The organism is Aeromonas sp. A35_P, from assembly GCF_002259925.1.
GTDB classification, from domain to species: domain Bacteria; phylum Pseudomonadota; class Gammaproteobacteria; order Enterobacterales; family Aeromonadaceae; genus Aeromonas; species Aeromonas dhakensis.
In genome coordinates this window covers 1-17,343 of sequence record NZ_NEVB01000190.1, presented here as the reverse complement: position 1 = coordinate 17,343, position 17,343 = coordinate 1, and the positions used below count along the sequence as shown (strand labels likewise).

The following is a 17,343-nucleotide window of genomic DNA, read 5'->3' as shown; positions in this document are numbered from 1 at the left end:
ATGCAAACAGCGGTGGTAAACAAGCCCGCACACAATCGCCGGATTATTTATGACAAGTCACTAAACAGTATCATTGGAAAGCAATAATGTTTTTAAATTTCAATAAATTAACCTTGCGTTTTAGTTTAATGAAAATCATTTTCAGCCGCTGTTTTTGAACTTGGCCCCGCTTTTGCCGGCTGTGCCATGAAAGCCCCTGCAAAGGGTGGTAAGATCGTTTTCCTTCTAAAGATGAAACAACTGATTGATATGGCAGCCCGAACCCTGAAAATTGCCACTCGCAAGAGCCCCCTGGCCATGTGGCAGGCCAACTTCGTCAAAGACCGGCTGGAAGCCCTGTACCCCGAGTTGCAGGTCGAGCTGGTCCCCATGAGCACTCAGGGTGACAAGATCCTGGATACCCCGCTCGCCAAGGTCGGCGGCAAGGGGTTGTTCGTCAAGGAGCTGGAAACGGCCATGCTGGAGGGACGGGCCGACATCGCCGTGCACTCCATGAAAGACGTACCGGTGGAGTTCCCCGAGGGGCTCGGCCTGCACACCATCTGCGAGCGCGAAGATCCGCGCGATGCCTTCGTCTCCAACCGCTTCACCGCCATTGACGAGCTGCCGCAAGGCGCCGTGGTCGGCACCTCCAGCCTGCGTCGTCAGTGCCAGCTGCGCGCAGCACGCCCGGATCTGGTCATTCGCGACCTGCGCGGCAACGTCAACACCCGTCTCGCCAAGCTGGACGCCGGTGAATACGACGCCATCATCCTCGCCGCCGCCGGCCTGAAACGGCTGGAGATGGCGCACCGCATCACCGCCTTCATCGAACCGGAACAGAGCCTGCCCGCCAATGGCCAGGGCGCGGTCGGCATCGAATGCCGCCTCGACGATCACGAGCTGCACGCCCTGCTGGCCCCGCTCGAGCATCCCGAGACCCGCATCCGGGTGCTGACCGAGCGCGCCATGAACCGCGCCCTGCAGGGGGGATGTCAGGTTCCCATCGGGGCCTACGCCCTGGTAGAGGGAGAAGACGTGTGGCTGCGCGGCCTGGTGGGCAGTCCGGATGGCAGCCGCGTCATCCGCGACGAGATCCGCGGCCCGCTGGCCGACGGCGAGGCCCTCGGCCACACCCTGGCCCAGCGCCTGCTGGCCGATGGTGCCGATGCCATCCTGGCCGAGGTCTACCGGGCATGAGTGCGGGCCAGTGCGAAGCATGGCCTGCATGCCGGAGCCAGCCTTGATGGTCCCGCTGGTGGTGCGCCCGGCCGCCCAGGCCGCCGAACTGGTGGCGCTGCTGCGCCAGCACGGCCACGCACCGCTCTGCTGCCCGCTGCTGGAAACCGTGGCGGGCGGCGAGCTGCAGCGCCTGCCCGAACTGCTGCCCCAGGCCGACATCGTCATCGCCGTCAGCATGCATGCAGTTAATTTCACTCATCATTTTCTGTTGCAAACTGGTCAGACCTGGCCAAATATTGACTACTTTGCAGTCGGCCAGGCCAGCGCGGACGCCTTTTCAGCCGTCGGCATCACGGCAGCCTGCCCGGAGGATCCGCGCAGCGAGGGGCTGCTGGCCCTGCCCGGTCTGCAACAGGTGAACGGCAAGCGGGTGCTGATCCTGCGCGGCAATGGCGGCCGGGATCTCATCGCCCGGACACTGGCCTCACGCGGCGCACTGGTGCACTATTGTGCGGCCTATGAGCGCCACTACCCCGCTCTGGACGGGGACGCATTGACCCGCCACTGGCAGGCGGCCGGGCTCGACAGCCTGCTCGTCACCAGTGGCGAACTGCTGCAACGGCTGCTGGAACTGGTCCCGGACCAACAGCAGCCCTGGCTGCACGACCGCCTGCTGGTGGTCCCCAGCCCGCGGGTGGCCGAGCTGGCCGCGGCGGCGGGCTTTACCCATATCACGATTGCCCAGGGTGCATCCAACCAGGCCCTGACGGCCGCTCTGGAACTGAGGAAGATGGAATGACTGAACAGCAAGAAGTCCAGCCGAGTGCCGCGGCCTCCGTGGCCGACAACAAGCAACCCGGCCAGCAGGTCACCAACAACAAGAAGGGCGGCTCGGGTGCAATGCTCGGCGGTATCGCCATCCTGCTGGCTCTCGGCCTGACCGGCGGACTCTATCTGCACGGCCACCAGAACGCGGTGGCCCAGCAGGCCGAACTTGGCGCCCTCAAGCAGCAGCTGGCTGACGCCATGGCCAAACTGGATCAGAGCAACAGCAAGGATGGCGAACAGCTGGCCGCCCTCGGCAAGCAGCAGCAACTGCTGCAGGACGAGCTCAAGGGTCTGCAGACCCGGGTGCTGGATCTCAACGACAAGCGCCCCAACGACTGGATGCTGGCCGAATCCGAATACCTGGTGCGGATGGCCGGTCGCAAGCTCTGGCTGGAACACGACCTCGTCTCCGCCATCACATTGCTCGGCAATGCCGACGAGCGCATCAGGGCGCTCAACGATCCCAGCCTGATGCCCATTCGCAAGGCATTGGCCGAAGACATCGCCCAGCTCAAGGGGATGCCGCGCATCGACCGCGAGGGGCTGACCCTGAAACTGGCCGCCCTCTCCGATCAGATCGAGCTGCTGCCGCTCTCCACCGTCAGCATGCCGGAAGCCAAGGCCGAGCCCGATCAGACCGTCAGCACCAACCCGGACGAGTGGGAGAGCAATCTCAAGAAGAACTGGGTCAAGTTCACCGAAAACTTCATCACCATCCGTCGTCGCGACGGCGCGGTGGAGGCCCTGCTCTCCCCGCAGCAGGAGATCTTCCTGCGCGAAAACCTCAAGACCAAGCTGCTGCAGGCCCAGCTCGCCGTCTACCGCGAGCAGCAGGCTCTCTATGACGACAGCCTGGACAAGGCCCAGCGCTGGCTGACCCAGTACTTTGACACCGACAACAGCGCCACCCACTACATGCAGTCCGAGCTGGACAAGCTCAAGGGGGAGCAGATCCAGTTCAACTACCCGGATCGCTTCAAGACCCAGGCCATGCTGGAAGAGGTGCTGACCGAGCGCCTGCAGCGCATTCTGGCCAGCAACTGAGGAGGGCACCATGATTCGTCTGATTGTACTGGTGGCCGTGATGGTGGCCGGCCTCATCTTCGGCCCGCAGGCCTCCGGCAACAAGGGTTATGTGCTGATCTCGCTGGGCAACTACACGGTGGAGTCCTCGGTCACCAGCGCGGTGATCCTGGCGGTGCTGTTCTACGGTCTGCTGCTCATTGTCGAGTGGGTGCTGGCCCGGGTATTCGGCCTGCGCCGCAAGACGCTGGGCTGGTACGGCTCGCGCCGGCGCCGCAAGGCCAACCAGCAGACCGTGGCCGCCACCCTGGCCATGGCCGAGGGGCACTACAGCCAGGCCGAGAAGCTGATGCTCAAGGGTGCCAGCAACAGCGACACCCCGCTGCTCAACTACCTGAGCGCCGCCAAGGCGGCCCAGGCCCGTGGCGATGACGTGCGCCGGGATCAATACCTGCAAAAGGCGCAGGAGGAGAATCCCAAGGCCGAGCTGGCGCTGACCCTGACCCAGACCCAGCTGCAGATCGAGCAGGGCCAGTACGACACCGCGCTGGCCATGCTGGAATCCGTCTACTCCCTCAACCCGCGCCATCCCATGGTGCTGGATCAGCTGCGCCAGGTACACCTGGCTCGCGAGGACTGGACCGCCCTCATCGACCTCATTCCGGCGCTGCACAAGGTGGGCAAACTCACCCCCAAACAGGAAGAGGATCTGCTGCAACAGGCCTGGCGCGGCCGACTCAGCGCCGCCAGCGGCGCCCTCGATACCCTGCGCCCGGTGTGGCAGGCACTGCCGCGCAAGCTGCGCCAGGATCCCGAGCTGCTGGCCGCCTATGGCGATCGCCTGCGCCAGCTGGGGGCCGACAATGAAGCCGCCGAGCTGTGGCTGGATGCACTGCGCAAGCAGGTCTCGCCCCAGCTGCTGACCCGTCTGCCCAAGCTCAGGCTCGACAGCTACCAGCCCCTGCTGACCCTGCTGACCCTGCTGCAGAAGATCCAGGATCAGCCGGGCGTCGACGCGGCGCTGGCCCAGGTCTATCTGCTGGCCGGTCAGCTGGACGAGGCCCAGCGCCTGCTGGAGCAGGAGGTGGCGAAGGCGCCGAATGCCGCCGTCTACCACGCCCTCGGCCAGGTGATGGACAAGCGCCGCCTCACCAACAAGGCCAACGAGTACTACCGCCAGGCATTGCAGCTGGCCGACGTCTGACACCCGTTCGTCGCGAAACAGAAAGAGGCCGCAGTTGCGGCCTCTTTCTGTTTGGATTATTGGGATTGCTCCGGATGGCTGCCCTCCCTGCTCCCCTCACGGGAGAAGAGTCGGGGATGAGGGGGAACCAGCTACCACCCTCACCCTACCCTCTCCCTGAGGGAGAGGGTCAGCCTCAGGCCGTCATTCGTTCCAGCTCACCGATGAGCCAGATGGCCTCTTCTCTGTGGTAGCCGCACACGTCCTGCATGGGACGAAAGCCGCTGCACACCGCCGGGCGCTCGGGCTGGCCGAAGATCTTGCAGCCCAGCCGCGCATCGAGCTGCACGCAGGGCACGCCGGCCGGTTTGCCGTCGGGCATGCCGGGAATGGCGCTGCTGATACTGGGGGCGATGCAGCAGGCACCGCAACCTTGACGACATTCCATGTAATGCTTTCCTCGGCAGGGTGCGCCAGTGTAGCAAAGGGCGGGGATTTTCCTCACTGTTATCCCGGCCACACCATGAAATAGCCCTTGCCGACCGGCAACAAAAAGCCCGACAGTGTCGGGCTTTGGTCGTTCAGCAACAGCCATCTTCCTGCTTACAGGATGATATCGCGCACCACGCTGTCTTTGCGATCCAGGAAATGGATCGACTTGATGCGACGGATGGTCCGCGACTTGCCACGGATCAGCAGGGTCTCGGTGGTCGCCATGACGCCGTCGCTGGTGATGCCATCCAGCAGATCACCCTTGGTGATGCCGGTGGCCGAGAAGATGACGTTGTCATTCTTGGCCAGGTCTTCCAGCTTGAGCACCTTGCTCACGTCGATGCCGAGCGCCTCGCAGCGGGCAATCTCCTGTTCGCCCAGCGCACGCACTTCCGGGCTGTCGCCCTTGACCTGATGACGGGGCACCAGGCGGGCCTGCATGTCGCCGTCCAGCGCACGGATCACCGCCGCCGAGATCACCCCTTCCGGCGCGCCGCCGATGCCGTACAGCATGTCCACTTCGCTGTCCGGCAGACAGGTGAGGATGGAGGCGGCCACGTCGCCGTCGGGAATGGCGAACACCCGCACGCCCAACCCCTGCATCTCCTTGATCGCCTTGTCGTGACGCGGCTTGGCCAGGGTGATCACGGTCAGGCGGGAGAGCGGCTTGCCGAGCGCCTTGGCCACGGCCTTGAGGTTCAGCTCGAGGGCCTGATCGAGGTCGATGGCACCCTTGGCCTTGGGACCCACGATCAGCTTCTCCATGTACATGTCGGGGGCCTTGAGGAAGGAGCCCTTGTCGCCGACGGCCAGCACGGCCAGGGCGTTGGCCTGACCCATGGCAGTCATGCGGGTACCTTCGATGGGATCGACCGCGATGTCCACCGCGTCGCCCATGCCAGTCCCCACCTTCTCGCCGATGTAGAGCATGGGGGCTTCGTCAATTTCACCCTCGCCGATCACAATCTCACCATCGATCTGGATCTGATTGAGGATATGGCGCATGGCCGCAACGGCCGCCCCATCGGCGATATTCTTGTCACCACGTCCGAGCCACTTGTAGCCAGCCAGTGCAGCCGCTTCCGTCACTCGGGAAAACTCGATTGCCAGTTCACGTCTCATCGCATATCCAACCTTTGGAGCTCGAAAACGGGCGGCATTCTACCACAAGGGCAAACCTTTGCGCGCAAAAGTGGCGGTTCGTCACACAAAACACGGCCCTTTCACCAATTTGACATCAAACCGCCACCGACACTTCACGAGAGTGTCACCCCGCTGTCATCCCCCCTGCCTAGCATGGCCCCCGTCTTTTACAACAAAGCTTGCAACACAAGGGATTAAGATGAAAAAGCTGACTGTAGTGGCACTGGCTCTCACCGCGGCCTTCCAGGCTCAAGCCGTTGAAGTTTACAAGAATGACACCACCACCCTGGATCTGTACGGCCGCATCTACGCCGGCCAGTTCTTCGGTGACAAGAAGGAAGGGGTCGACAGCACCCATCCGAACGGCACCCAGGAGTACAGCGACAAGCAGGGCGCCAACCAGTTCGTCCGCTTCGGCGCCAAGGTCGACAGCCAGATCAACAGCCAACTGAAGGCGCTGGCCCAGTACGAAGTGCAGATGTACATCAACGACAGCGAGAAGACCATCAGCGAGAACTCCGACAACCTGCGCACCCGTCTGGCGTTCGCCGGTGTCGGCGCCGACTGGGGCAACATCACCTTCGGTCGCCAGAAGGGGGCCCCTGGCTTCCTGGCCGACTGGACTGACGTCTCCCTCTCCGACGGCTACGGCAACGAGGCCCTCGGCGCCAAGACCGACACCTTCGCCACCAACCGCGCCGGTTCCGTGCTGAAGTACTCTGGTCTGTTCAACGGCTTCCAGATCGATACCAGCTACAAGTTCGACGGCGGTGACACCGAAGAGACCACCAGCAAGGACAGCGATGCCGCCTACGGCGCCGCCGTGGCCTACACCTTCCCGTTCAACCTGGCGCTGGGTACCGCCTACAACGTGGGGATCCGCGACAAGAACGGGGAAGAGGATGCCAAGCTGTGGCTGCTCTCCGCCAAGTACGACAACAAGGCCGTCTACGCCGCCCTGAGCTATGCGGACGGCACCGACTTCCTGGCCACCGGCAAGGATCACACCGGCTGGGAAGGGGCACTGGGCTACAACTTCGAGAACGGCTTCGGCCTGATGGCGCTGTGGAACAAGCAGAAGGTAGAGCAGGACGGCAAGGCCGACTACGACTCCATCGACTACTACACCCTGGGCGCCCAGTACAAGTTCAACAAGAACCTGCGCGTCATCGGCGAGTACCGCATCAACAACCTCGACAGCAAAGAGAGCGGCAAGCTCAACGTCAAGGATGACTTCCAGCTGGCGGCCCGCTACGACTTCTAAGTCGGGCCCCTCTGCACTGCGCGCGCCGGCTGATGCCGGCGCGCTCTTTTTTGTCCGCCCCGACGCGCCCGGCCCTCCATGATCTAGGCTCAACAGAGCCAAGACGAGGAGATCATCATGCCGCTACGCCTGCTCATCTGCTGCTGCCTGCTCTGCGCCCTGCCCGTTCAGGCGCTGACCATCGCCATGGTGCTGTGGCGCGGCGAAACGGACGCCGAGCGCGGCTTTCGCGACGAGCTCAACCGGCTCGGTCATCACCCTACCTTCGTCACCTTCAACGCCAATCAGGACAGAACCGCGCTGGCCACCCTGCTGCGCCAGCAGCTGCTGCCCTCCCTCGCCGACTACGACTACATCTACTGCTTCGGCACCACCGCCACGGCCATGGTCAAGAGCCTGGTGGGCAACCGCAAGCCGCTGATTTTCAGCATAGTGTCCGACCCCGTCGGGGCCGGCTTCCTGTCCGACGACAAGACGGAAAACCGGATGGTGGCCGGCACCAGCAACATGGTGCCGATGGCGCTGCAGCTCGCCAACGCCCACCGCTACCTGCCCGCCAGCAAGGGGCTGCTGCTGCCGTTCAACCCCCGCGAGCAGAACACCCTGCTGACCGGCGAGATGCTGCTGCGCGAAGCCCGTCGTTACCAGTGGGAACTCACCACCTGGCGTATCGCGCCGGACAAGCGGCGACTGGCCAACGAGCTCAAGCGGCTGCAGCGCGACGCCAAAGAGAGCATCGTGTTTCTCGCCGCCGACAGCTACCTGCTCTCCATCGCCCCCGAGCTGCTGGCCGCCCTCAACGAGGCGGGCATCCCCACCATCTGCAGCGCCGAGCTCTATGTGGAGCACGGCTGCACCATCGGCACCATCAGCAGCTATCAGGCCCTAGGCCGGATGGCGGCCAACATCATCCACCGCAACCTGCAGGGCACCCCGCTGCAGGATATCCCGCTGCAGACCGACCCGGCGCCGCGGCTGGTACTGGGCAAGCAGTTGGCCGAGATCACGCCCTCTGCCGCCGACCACTGAGCCCCTCATCCCCCTTCTTCCCTCCTCCCGTCACCCTGCCGACAGGGCGCCCTATCGGCAGTGGTGAGCCATCCGATACCCAGTCCCATCGCCAAAACATGTTTCTATTGCACAGCTAATGAAAATCAATATCATTAGCATCCTCCCGAATGGGAGAAAACAAAATAATTACAAATAAATCAATAAGTTCAGACCATCAGGTCGCTTCTTCAAGAGTCAACACGCAACATGCACACACCTCACCACCCGCGCACTCTGCTGAGTGTCGCCCTGCTGGCCCTGAGCGCCGGCGCGCACGCCGAAGACGAGACCATGACAGTGGTCGGCAAACGCAGCCAACATGAAGAGGTCGCCACCGCGACCCGTACCAACACCCCGGCCAAGCTGGTGCCGCAGGCCATCGACAGCGTCAAGGCGAGCGAGCTGACCGCCTTCGGCCAGCCCACCCTGAGCGAGGCGCTGACCGGCATCCCCGGCGTCAACGCCAGCGGTGATACCCGCTTCGACGGGGTCAACATCCGCGGCTTCAGCGCCAGCAACGACTTCTATCTGGACGGTTTTCGCGACGACATGCAGTACACCCGCGACCTTGGCAACACCGAGCGGGTCGAAGTGCTCAAGGGGCCGGCGGCGGTGCTCTACGGCCGTGGCAGCACAGGCGGTATCGTCAACCGAGTCAGCAAGAAGCCGCAGAAGGGGCTGGAGTCCAGCGTCAGCGCCCAGGTCGGCAGCTTCGACAGCCGCCGACTGGCCGCCGATCTCAACGGTGAAGCGGGTGAGCAAGTGCAGGTGCGCCTCAACCTGGCTCAGGAAGACAAGGACAGCTTTCGCAACGGCGTGACCAGCAAGCGCACTCTGCTGGCCCCCTCCATCAACTGGGAGATCAACGACAAGCTGAACTGGCTGCTGCAGTACGAGCGCAACGAGCACGACCGCACCCCGGATCGCGGCATCCCCGGCGTCAATGGCCGCCCGGCCGACGTGCCCAAGGAGTATGTCTACAGCGATACCCGCCGCGACTTCATCGACGATGTGGCCCAGTCCACCCGTTCGCGCCTCAGCTGGGACATCAACGATCAGTGGCAACTGCGCCAGCAGCTGGGCTACACCAGCCTCGACAGCCAGTTCGACAACACCTATGTCACCAGCGTCAAGGGTGACAAGGTGACCCGCGCCCGCTGGCAGCAGGATCTCAAGGCAAACAGTCTGATCAGCAACACCGAGGTCGAAGGCCAGCTGCAGACCGGCCCCGTCGAGCACCGCCTGCTGGTGGGCTTCGAGCAGAACTGGCAGGAGCGCACCCCCAAGCTCTACCAGAACGCCACCGCGATCCCGGCCGGCAACCTCTATGATCCGGGCTCCCTGCCCACCTACGACGGCGCCATGAAGCTCTCCAGCGACGCCAATCACAAGGTGCGCGGCTACGGCCTCTATGTGCAGGATCAGCTCAGTCTGGGCGACTGGCACCTGCTGGCGGGTCTGCGCCGCGATGACTTCAGCGTCACCAGCCGCCGCAACGACCTCAACAAGGAGGAGACCGTCTCGGTCACCAGCCTGAGCCCGCGCCTGGGTCTGGTGTGGAATCCGATCGAGGAGCACGCCTTCTACGTCTCCTACAGCAAGACCTTCACCCCGGTGGGCGGCGAGCTTATCGGCATCACCCCGGGCGACAAGAACAACAACCTGGATCCCCAGCACACCCGGCTGTACGAGGGCGGCGTGAAGAGCGACTGGCTGGATGGCCGCCTGGCGACCACCCTCTCCCTCTACCGGCTGGAGATGTACAACAAGCGCAGCAAGGATCCGCTGGATCCCACCAAGGTGATCCTCACCGGCCTGCAGCGCACCGAGGGGATCGAGCTGAGCGCCCGCGCCCAGCTGACCGACGAGCTCTACCTGCGCGGCGGCATCGCCATCCAGGATGCCGAACAGGTCAAGGCGGACGCCGACCTGCAAGGCAAGCGGCCGATGAACGTCTCCCGCCAGAACGGCGAGCTGTTCGCCGGCTATCAGAGCGGCAAGCAGGGCTGGTTCGGCGAGACCGGGGTGACCGCGGTGGGCGATCGCTTCGCCGACAACGCCAACACCACCACCCTGCCCGGCTACGCCCGCTTCGATGCCCGTGCCGGCTACCGCTGGCAGCAGTGGGAAACCCAGCTGAGCGTGGAGAACCTGACCGATCACGACTACTTCGTCAGCGCCACCAGCGCCTCCCAGATCATGCCGGGCACACCCCGTCAGCTGCATCTGAGCGCCGCCTACCGCTTCTGATCCCTCCCTTTTCCCGATCCCTCTGGCCAGCGTTCGCTGGCCAGATTTTTATGAAGCACCGAGCAATGAGACGCAGAAAACTCCCCCTGCACAACAACAAGTGGGTGCGCCGCATCCACGCCTGGGCCGGCTTTGCCACCCTCACCCTGATGCTGCTCTACGGCCTCACCGGCCTCTGGCTGCAGCACAGGGCCGTGCTGCCGCTGCCCGGCCCCCACACCGAGAAAACCAGCGAAGAGATAGTGCTGAGCGCGCCGCTGACCAGCCCGGATGAGCTGAAAAGCCTGCTGCAACAACGCTATGCAGCAGGGTTCGAGGAGGGGCGCGTCCAGCTCACCCCGCCCCAGACCCTGCCCACCCCCGACGGCCCGCTCACCCTGCCGGCCCGCTGGGAGATGCGCGGCGTCACCCTGAGCGAAAGCGTGGCCGCCAGCTATGTGGAAGGCACCCTGCTGGTGCGCACCGAACTGCAGCAGGCCAACTTCGCCGCCAGCCTCAACCGGCTGCACCGCGGCATGGGCACCGGCCTGCCGTGGCAGCTGGTGGGGGATCTGGCGGCGCTGGCCATGCTGCTGCTGGCCCTCACCAGCCTGCTGATGTGGAACAAGCTGCACGGCCCGGCCGCGCGCGGCATCGCCCTGCTGCTGCTGGGTGCCCTGGTCACCGTGCTGGTGGCCCTGCTCTAGGGCGTTTACCGACGGCAAAACGGGATCTGTCTCTCGGCGGCGGTAACCTTGCCTGCACCTAGAGTAACAAAGGGTAACCGGCCACCGATGGGGCTCACAGTTGCCGGCCTGGCGGCTGGATGGGGGCCGCCCGCAGCTGCTAGGGTGCGCCCTCAATCCCAGCGGCAAGAGGCAGCATGCGCATCTCCAGCATCGAATGCGGACGGGTGGTGGCCATCCTGGCGGTGATGACCATTCACCTATCCCCCTTCAGCAACCCCTTCGACCCCACCCTGTGGGACGGCACGCCCTACCCCCTGCTCGGGGCCATCATCAACCAGCTCTGCCGCTTCGCGGTGCCGCTGTTCTTCCTCTGTGCCGGCTACTTTCTGCAACCCGCCCTCGCTGCAGGCCACCCCCTGACGGTGGCGCTGCGCTACTGCCGCCCCCTGCTGGGGCTCTGGCTGGCGTGGAGCCTGCTCTACCTGCTGATCCCCTTCAACCCGCTCGCGGCGGTGAGCGAGGGCTACCTGCCGGCCATGGCGAGTCAGTGGCAGATGCAGCTGGGGGACCCGCTCAACGCCTGGTGGGTGGGCGGCATGATCCACCTCTGGTTCCTGCCCGCCCTGATGCTGGCTGTGCTGATCCTGGCGCTCTGCCAGCAGGCCCACCTGCCCCGGCTGGCCCTGCTGCTGGGCGTCCTGCTCTACGGGCTGGCCCTGCTCGGCGGCTCCTATGGCCCGCCGCTGCTGGGGGGCGAGTGGGCCCTGCTGACCCGCAACGGCCCCTTCTTCTCGCTGCTGTTCGTGGCCCTTGGCGCCGAGCTGCGCCTGCGCGCCTGGCAGCCGGATGCCAGGCAGAGCGCCCTGCTGATGATGGCGGGGATGGGGCTCTACGCCCTGGAGGCCGCAGGGCTGCTGCACTTTGCCACCGTCCCCCTCAACCGCCACGACTTCCTGCTGGGTTCGCTCCCCTGGGCGCTGGGGCTGTTCGGCCTGCTGCTGGCCAACCCCGGCTGGGGCAAGGGCAGCTGGCTCGAGCGCCAGGCCCCCAAGGTGCTGGGTCTCTACTGCCTGCACATGATGCTGGTGGTGTGGCTGATGATCTTCGGCCCCCAGGGCAAGCTGCTGTGGTGGGAGCTGCTGAAAGTGCCGGCGCTGCTGGCGCTCTCCCTGCTCGGCTATCGGCTGTTGGCGGCGCTCCCGGTCAGTCGCTGGCTGCTGCGGGCCCGCTGAGGGGAATGAGGATGGGAGGGAGGCAGATCCCTCCCCACTCGAGGCTGAATGATGGGTTCAATTTTTATTCATCACGGATAGATAAACTCCGGGACTCCTTAAACGCGAACCCAGGAGTCATGACCGTATGACGTTGTTCACCAAGTCCCTGTACACCAAGCAAGCCGGCCTTGTCCTCGTTCTGCTCGCCGCCAGCGGCACCCTCAGCGCCGCCGAGATCGCCAACAACAACATCACCGAAGCCGAGATCAAGGCCGCCCAGGATGCCTGGGGCAAGGCCCTGATCCAGATCAGCGACGACTACCGCAGCGGCGGCATCGACAAGGCTAGGGCCACCGCCGGCGCCGTGCTCGACAGCGCCTACGGCTACGCTCAGGGGCCGGTGCTGTTCAAGCCGACCCTGGCCGGCGGCGAGCAGACCTTTCGCATCAACCGGGAGGGGGCGCTGGCCTACTTCATCGGCAACAACAAGGCCTATCCCGCCGACAGCGGCTTCGCCCTCAAGAACTGGCAGAGCTACGACTACAGCAATGCCGCCGTCTACATCAACGGCGACATGGCCCTCACCATGGGCAAGGTACACCTGACCGACCGAGACAACAAGCAGACCACGGTCGACAAGACCTGGGGCTTCAAGAAGGGGGACGACGGCAAGGTGCGCATCGTGCTGCACCACTCCTCCCTCCCCTACGCCGGCTGACGGCAACAGGCGACCTGCGGGTCGCCTTTTTTGTTACGAGGGTTCCACTTTTGCCCGCTGGCGGGTGACGGCAGGGCCTGTGCTGCTACCATGCCCCTCTTTTGACGAATCCAGATGAGACACCCATGCAGATCCGTCCCTTCACCCCGGCCGATACCGAGGCCGTCCTCGCCATCTGGCTGGAGGCCTCCCAGCAGGCCCACCACTTCATCGAGCCTGCCTACTGGCACGCCAACCTGGCGCCGATGCGGGAGATCTATCTGCCCGCCGCCGACAGCCAGGTACTCTGCCTGGGTGACCAGTTGCTGGGCTTCTACTCCCTGCACGAGGGCTCCCTGGCCGCCCTCTTCGTGGCCCCCGCGCAGCAGGGGAAAGGGCTGGGCAAGGCCCTGCTCGAGCACGCCAAGGGGCAGTTGCCGACCCTGCGGCTGCAGGTCTATCAGCAGAACCGGACCGCGTGCGGCTTCTATCGCGCGCAAGGATTTCAGGTGGCGGCCGACGCCGTGGATCCCCACACCGGCTGCGCCGAGTGGGTGATGGTCTGGCCGGCGCGAGTTTAACTGGGCTCGCCGAGATGGGGTTCGGTGCGGGCCGCCTCCGCTTCACTCAGCGCCAGCAGATCGCCGTGGCTCAGCGCGAAGTCGTGCATCTGCTGGAGCAGGGGGGTCAGGGCGATGCCGAGCGGGCTCAGGCTGTACTCCACCCGGGGCGGCACGGCGCCGCGGTGCATGGTGCTCAAAAGCGCAGGGTCAGGCCGATATTGGCCTGCCACTGGGTCACCAGCTCGCCGCGCACCTTGAACACGCACTGATCCGGGTTGCAGAGAAACTGGCTGTTGTCGTTGACCAGGGCGCCATAACCGCGCACCTCGGCCCGCAGCGCCAGATGCTCGGTCAGGCGCGGCTGCACCCCGAGCGCCAGCGACATGGAGGGGGCGACGTCGCTGTCATAGGCGGCGAAGCGGGTCGCCCCGATCCCGGCGCCGATATAGGGGGCCATCAGGTTGTCCGACAGGGTGAGCGCCCCGGCGAAGTGGAGAGTATCCACCGTCAACCGCTCCGGCTGATCGGGGGAGAGGTGGGTGGACTGGTGGCTGTAGAGCAGCTCTATCATGCCGGGGTCATCCACCTCCCTGCTGATGAACAGGCCCCAGCTGCCGGAACGCTCCCCCTGCAAGGACGCCAGCCGGGTGGCGACGGGCGTCGGTTGGGGGTCGTCGTTGGCCTCGAAGTCGATGGCCGAGCTGTAACCGAAGAACGGCGTCACCTGCCAGCCGAGGGCGGCCTCCCCCTCTACGCTCCAGGCCTGCCCCAGCGGCAACAACAGCCCCATCATCATGATCCCTGCTCGTTTCATCACGGCTCCTCCGTGCGTTGCACCAGTGCCCGTCAAGCATATCAGAGCCCCCTGGCCCCTATCCTAAACCCAGCCTGTATCGCGCCGTTTTCGCCGCAAGGATCACACTCGGCCGCCCCGCCCGTTATTCATCCCCGATTAACCTCTGCCCCGTATGCTGGCCGGCAACCGGCTCATGGTGGGCCGGTGCCACTCACCAGAAGGACACAGGGAATGGTTGCCGCGCAACTCAACGACCCCCAGAACAAGCTCTCCGACACCCTGCGGGCCACCGCCCACGCCATCGAGGATAGCCATATCAGCCTGCGCCAGATGCTGGCCCTGGTCGGCGAGCAGGGCATGCTGCTGTTTTGCGTGCTGCTCACCGTCCCCTTCCTGCTGCCGGTCTCCATCCCCGGCGTCAGCACCCCGTTTGGCCTGTTGATCCTGTTCATCGGCATCGGCATCACCCTCAACCGGGTGCCCTGGTTGCCCGCCATCCTGATGGAGCGCCGCTTCGCCGCCGATCAGCTCAAGCCGACCCTGCACAAGGGAGCGGATCTGCTGGCCCGTATCGATCGCTTCATCCGCCCGCGTCTGCTGTTGCTGACCGGCAGCAGCACCATCAACCGCTGCAACGGCCTGCTGATCATGCTGGCGGCCCTGCTGCTGATGCTGCCGCTCGGGGCCATCCCCTTCACCAACGCCATGCCGGCCTGGGCCATCCTGCTGCTAGCCATCGGCATGCTGCAGCGCGACGGCCTGTTCGTCGCCAGCGGCTACCTGCTGGTGAGCGCCACCCTGGTCTGGTTCAGCGCCCTGGCCATCGGCCTGCTGATGGCTGGCCAGAGCGTCTCCACCCTGCTCGGCTAACGGCTACCCAAAGAAAAAGGGCGACCCATGGGTCGCCCTTTTTGACTTGTGCGGGATCCGCCGTCACAGCAGATCGTAGATAAGGGCCGAGATGGCCAGCAGCCCGATCACCAGCACGAAGAGGGTACTCGCCCCGCGATAACGCTTGAGGGCGGGCAGACGATAGATGGAACAGGCCGGCAGCAGGAAGAGGATCACCGCGATGAGCGGCCCGCTCACCTTCTCGATGATCTCCAGCACGTTCGGGTTGAGGTAGGTAATCACCCCGGTCACCACGAACAGAATGACCGACGAGACCCGCGCTATGGTCGCTTCACGCAGTGACAGCCCCAGCCCCTGACAGGCACCGTTCACCATGCTCACCGTCCCCTCGCTCACCCCCATGGAGGTGCCGAGGAAGGATTTGGACATGGCCAGAATGGCGATGAGCGGCCCCACGTAGGCGATCAGCGGATTGGAGAACTTGTTCGCCAGCGCCGACAGCACCGAAATATTGTCGATGCGGGCCTGCGCCATCTCGGCCTGACTCAGGCTCATCACGCAGCTCACCACGAAGAACAGCACGCTGCCGCAAATCAGCAGGCTGCTGCACTTGATGATCCGCTTGGCGCGCTGGTCGGCGCTCGCCTGACAGCGCTTCTTCTGCGCCGCACTGAAGGAGGAGATGATGGGCGCATGGCTGAACGAGAACACCATCACCGGCACGATCAGCCAGAGGGATTTCCAGAACGCCGGGTCACGCCAGTCCACTCCCTGACTCTCGCTGAAGTAGGAGAGGCTCCACTGGGGCAGCAGATAGATTGAGAGGCCGATGAGGAAGGCGACCATCGGCAGGGCCAGCACGCTGATGGCCGACACCACGATCTGCTTGCCTGCCAGCAGCACCAGGTGCAGCCCCAGCATCACCCCCAGCACCAGCAGGCCGCGCGGGATCTCGGCATTGCCCAGCTGGTGCACCACAAAACTCTGGATCGCGTTGGTGATGGAGATGCTGTAGACCAGAATGATGGGGTAGAAGGCCATCAGATAGACCAGCATCAGCAGCTTGCCCGCCCGCGCACCGAAGTGCTCCTCCACCACGTGGGTAATATCCCCTTCCCGGTGGGAGCTGGATAATACGAAACGACTCAATGCCCGATGGGAATAATAAGAAAGCGGAAATGCCATCAATAATATAAACAGCAAAATAACCGGCGAATTACTGCCAACGGTAATTGGGAGAAACAGTGTACCGGCACCGACCGCAGTGGCATATAAGCCCATGGTCCATACCGAATCACTTTTCTCCCATTTCAACTTTGATGCGGAATTACTCTTCTCAGCAATAGCAACACTCATTGCGATATACACCTTATTAATCTGTCATCTTATATTTTATTGGCCCGTGTAATTAGGCGTGGCGACATGCCGCGGCATATCGACCGGATCGTAGAAAAAACAAGCCCGCCTGCGATCAACATGATCACCAAGAGGAAACGGGAATGCCACGCTACCATCGTTGAAATCGCCATAAAGGTCAAGGTTAATAATTCATGACTGTTTGAATCAGCTTGTTTCAAAAGGAAATAAGATGTGTCATTTTGGCCTCAAGATAATCAATTCAGCTCCGTCTGACCTGATTACCCATGATTAGCAGTCACCCCGAACTATACTGATCTTATGCACAGTTATCGAGGAGCGAGATCATGGCCAAAAGCAAAGTCCAATTCCAGAAAGGCTACAGCCTGTTTGAGCTTCTCAAGGACTATGGCACTGAAGCTCAGTGCGAAAACGCGTTGTTCACTTGGCGTTTTCCTCACGGCTTTGTCTGCCCTGAATGTGCCAACAAGACCTGTTGTCACCTGAAAAGTCGGCCACGCGTGCTGCAATGCAATCACTGCCATCACCAGATGTCATTGACTGGGAACACTATTTTCGCAAACACCAAGCTCCCGCTGACCAAGTGGTTTCTGGCGATGCACCTGTTGTCACAAACCAAAACAGGTTTGTCAGCGATGGAGCTAAAGCGCCAGTTGGGCGTCAAATATGACACCGCCTGGATGCTCAAGCACAAGCTGCTGCAAGCCATGAAAGAGTCCGATGACAAGCAGCCCATCAGCGGCATCATTCAGCTCGATGATGTCTACTGGGGTGGCGAGCAC

General features: G+C 63.6%; 17 protein-coding genes and 1 pseudogene. 13 read left to right on the top strand and 5 right to left on the bottom strand.

Annotated elements, in window-relative coordinates; genetic code table 11:
- Positions 1 to 249 precede the first annotated feature (249 nt).
- Genes hemC through CAK78_RS12470 form a run of 4 tightly spaced genes read left to right on the top strand, consistent with a single transcriptional unit; the run spans position 250 to position 4,216 of the window.
- Complete coding sequence (hemC, locus tag CAK78_RS12485; protein WP_141214181.1) at positions 250 to 1,179, top strand: hydroxymethylbilane synthase; 930 nt, start codon at positions 250 to 252, stop codon at positions 1,177 to 1,179.
- A 46-nt stretch (positions 1,180 to 1,225) separates the two neighbouring features.
- The gene (locus CAK78_RS12480; protein ID WP_094697492.1) at positions 1,226 to 1,960 is read left to right on the top strand and encodes a uroporphyrinogen-III synthase; all 735 of its coding nucleotides are present in this window, start codon (positions 1,226 to 1,228) and stop codon (positions 1,958 to 1,960) included.
- Positions 1,957 to 3,033 carry a uroporphyrinogen-III C-methyltransferase gene (locus CAK78_RS12475; RefSeq protein WP_094697481.1) on the top strand — a complete coding sequence of 359 codons (1,077 nt, stop codon included), beginning with the start codon at positions 1,957 to 1,959 and terminating at the stop codon, positions 3,031 to 3,033. Before CAK78_RS12480 ends, CAK78_RS12475 begins: the two co-directional genes overlap by 4 nt.
- A 10-nt stretch (positions 3,034 to 3,043) precedes the next feature.
- Entirely contained in the window at positions 3,044 to 4,216 is a 1,173-nt protein-coding gene (locus tag CAK78_RS12470; protein WP_094697480.1) for a heme biosynthesis HemY N-terminal domain-containing protein, read from the top strand.
- Positions 4,217 to 4,391: 175 nt separating this feature from the next.
- On the opposite strand, the gene CAK78_RS12465 is transcribed toward CAK78_RS12470, so the two are convergent.
- The gene (locus CAK78_RS12465) at positions 4,392 to 4,643 is read right to left on the bottom strand and encodes a YkgJ family cysteine cluster protein (protein ID WP_005308237.1); all 252 of its coding nucleotides are present in this window, start codon (positions 4,641 to 4,643) and stop codon (positions 4,392 to 4,394) included.
- Between the two features lie 155 nt (positions 4,644 to 4,798).
- The gene (gene glpX, locus CAK78_RS12460) at positions 4,799 to 5,809 is read right to left on the bottom strand and encodes a class II fructose-bisphosphatase (RefSeq protein ID WP_005308234.1); all 1,011 of its coding nucleotides are present in this window, start codon (positions 5,807 to 5,809) and stop codon (positions 4,799 to 4,801) included.
- A 220-nt stretch (positions 5,810 to 6,029) separates the two neighbouring features.
- Here glpX and CAK78_RS12455 point away from each other — a divergent pair, with 220 nt between their 5' ends.
- The 7 genes from CAK78_RS12455 (at position 6,030) to CAK78_RS12425 (ending at position 13,554) form a co-directional block, all read left to right on the top strand.
- Complete coding sequence (locus CAK78_RS12455; RefSeq protein WP_176452774.1) at positions 6,030 to 7,094, top strand: porin; 1,065 nt, start codon at positions 6,030 to 6,032, stop codon at positions 7,092 to 7,094.
- Positions 7,095 to 7,211: 117 nt separating this feature from the next.
- Positions 7,212 to 8,123, top strand: a complete 912-nt coding sequence (locus CAK78_RS12450) for an ABC transporter substrate-binding protein (RefSeq protein ID WP_094697479.1) — start codon at positions 7,212 to 7,214, stop codon at positions 8,121 to 8,123.
- 228 nt (positions 8,124 to 8,351) lie between these two features.
- A complete protein-coding gene (locus tag CAK78_RS12445; protein ID WP_094697478.1) occupies positions 8,352 to 10,394 on the top strand; it encodes a TonB-dependent receptor in 2,043 nt (680 codons plus the stop codon).
- Entirely contained in the window at positions 10,394 to 11,080 is a 687-nt protein-coding gene (locus CAK78_RS12440; RefSeq protein WP_254924769.1) for a PepSY-associated TM helix domain-containing protein, read from the top strand. Before CAK78_RS12445 ends, CAK78_RS12440 begins: the two co-directional genes overlap by 1 nt.
- A gap of 176 nt (positions 11,081 to 11,256) precedes the next feature.
- Complete coding sequence (locus CAK78_RS12435; protein ID WP_094697476.1) at positions 11,257 to 12,294, top strand: acyltransferase; 1,038 nt, start codon at positions 11,257 to 11,259, stop codon at positions 12,292 to 12,294.
- Between the two features lie 127 nt (positions 12,295 to 12,421).
- Positions 12,422 to 12,994: a hypothetical protein gene (locus CAK78_RS12430; protein WP_094697475.1), complete on the top strand. Its 573-nt coding sequence runs from the start codon at positions 12,422 to 12,424 to the stop codon at positions 12,992 to 12,994.
- Between the two features lie 125 nt (positions 12,995 to 13,119).
- Positions 13,120 to 13,554: an N-acetyltransferase gene (locus CAK78_RS12425; protein ID WP_094697474.1), complete on the top strand. Its 435-nt coding sequence runs from the start codon at positions 13,120 to 13,122 to the stop codon at positions 13,552 to 13,554.
- Here the strand turns inward: CAK78_RS12425 and CAK78_RS12420 are convergent.
- Positions 13,551 to 13,709: pseudogene (locus CAK78_RS12420) on the bottom strand (winged helix-turn-helix transcriptional regulator); the annotation flags it as partial. The gene CAK78_RS12425 and the pseudogene CAK78_RS12420 overlap by 4 nt on opposite strands.
- A gap of 20 nt (positions 13,710 to 13,729) precedes the next feature.
- The gene (locus CAK78_RS12415; RefSeq protein ID WP_094697473.1) at positions 13,730 to 14,350 is read right to left on the bottom strand and encodes an outer membrane beta-barrel protein; all 621 of its coding nucleotides are present in this window, start codon (positions 14,348 to 14,350) and stop codon (positions 13,730 to 13,732) included.
- Between the two features lie 213 nt (positions 14,351 to 14,563).
- Here CAK78_RS12415 and CAK78_RS12410 point away from each other — a divergent pair, with 213 nt between their 5' ends.
- Positions 14,564 to 15,202: an exopolysaccharide biosynthesis protein gene (locus CAK78_RS12410; RefSeq protein WP_019841017.1), complete on the top strand. Its 639-nt coding sequence runs from the start codon at positions 14,564 to 14,566 to the stop codon at positions 15,200 to 15,202.
- A gap of 63 nt (positions 15,203 to 15,265) precedes the next feature.
- On the opposite strand, the gene CAK78_RS12405 is transcribed toward CAK78_RS12410, so the two are convergent.
- Positions 15,266 to 16,540: an amino acid permease gene (locus CAK78_RS12405; RefSeq protein ID WP_005308207.1), complete on the bottom strand. Its 1,275-nt coding sequence runs from the start codon at positions 16,538 to 16,540 to the stop codon at positions 15,266 to 15,268.
- 347 nt (positions 16,541 to 16,887) lie between these two features.
- On the opposite strand from CAK78_RS12405, the gene CAK78_RS12400 reads away from it, so the two are divergent.
- On the top strand, positions 16,888 to 17,343 hold a 456-nt coding region (locus CAK78_RS12400; RefSeq protein ID WP_141214180.1), incomplete at its 3' end, for an IS1595 family transposase.

Bases quoted from the DNA above. Each gene is read 5' to 3' on its own strand.
- CAK78_RS12450 (WP_094697479.1), top strand. From the start codon at position 7,212: ATGCCGCTACGCCTGCTCATCTGCTGCTGCCTGCTCTGCGCCCTGCCC.
- CAK78_RS12445 (WP_094697478.1), top strand. From the start codon at position 8,352: ATGCACACACCTCACCACCCGCGCACTCTGCTGAGTGTCGCCCTGCTG.
- CAK78_RS12415 (WP_094697473.1), bottom strand. From the start codon at position 14,350: ATGAAACGAGCAGGGATCATGATGATGGGGCTGTTGTTGCCGCTGGGG.
- CAK78_RS12405 (WP_005308207.1), bottom strand. From the start codon at position 16,540: ATGAGTGTTGCTATTGCTGAGAAGAGTAATTCCGCATCAAAGTTGAAA.
- CAK78_RS12430 (WP_094697475.1), top strand. From the start codon at position 12,422: ATGACGTTGTTCACCAAGTCCCTGTACACCAAGCAAGCCGGCCTTGTC.
- CAK78_RS12435 (WP_094697476.1), top strand. From the start codon at position 11,257: ATGCGCATCTCCAGCATCGAATGCGGACGGGTGGTGGCCATCCTGGCG.
- CAK78_RS12410 (WP_019841017.1), top strand. From the start codon at position 14,564: ATGGTTGCCGCGCAACTCAACGACCCCCAGAACAAGCTCTCCGACACC.
- CAK78_RS12470 (WP_094697480.1), top strand. From the start codon at position 3,044: ATGATTCGTCTGATTGTACTGGTGGCCGTGATGGTGGCCGGCCTCATC.
- hemC (WP_141214181.1), top strand. From the start codon at position 250: ATGGCAGCCCGAACCCTGAAAATTGCCACTCGCAAGAGCCCCCTGGCC.
- CAK78_RS12465 (WP_005308237.1), bottom strand. From the start codon at position 4,643: ATGGAATGTCGTCAAGGTTGCGGTGCCTGCTGCATCGCCCCCAGTATC.
- CAK78_RS12455 (WP_176452774.1), top strand. From the start codon at position 6,030: ATGAAAAAGCTGACTGTAGTGGCACTGGCTCTCACCGCGGCCTTCCAG.
- CAK78_RS12480 (WP_094697492.1), top strand. From the start codon at position 1,226: ATGGTCCCGCTGGTGGTGCGCCCGGCCGCCCAGGCCGCCGAACTGGTG.
- CAK78_RS12475 (WP_094697481.1), top strand. From the start codon at position 1,957: ATGACTGAACAGCAAGAAGTCCAGCCGAGTGCCGCGGCCTCCGTGGCC.
- CAK78_RS12425 (WP_094697474.1), top strand. From the start codon at position 13,120: ATGCAGATCCGTCCCTTCACCCCGGCCGATACCGAGGCCGTCCTCGCC.
- glpX (WP_005308234.1), bottom strand. From the start codon at position 5,809: ATGAGACGTGAACTGGCAATCGAGTTTTCCCGAGTGACGGAAGCGGCT.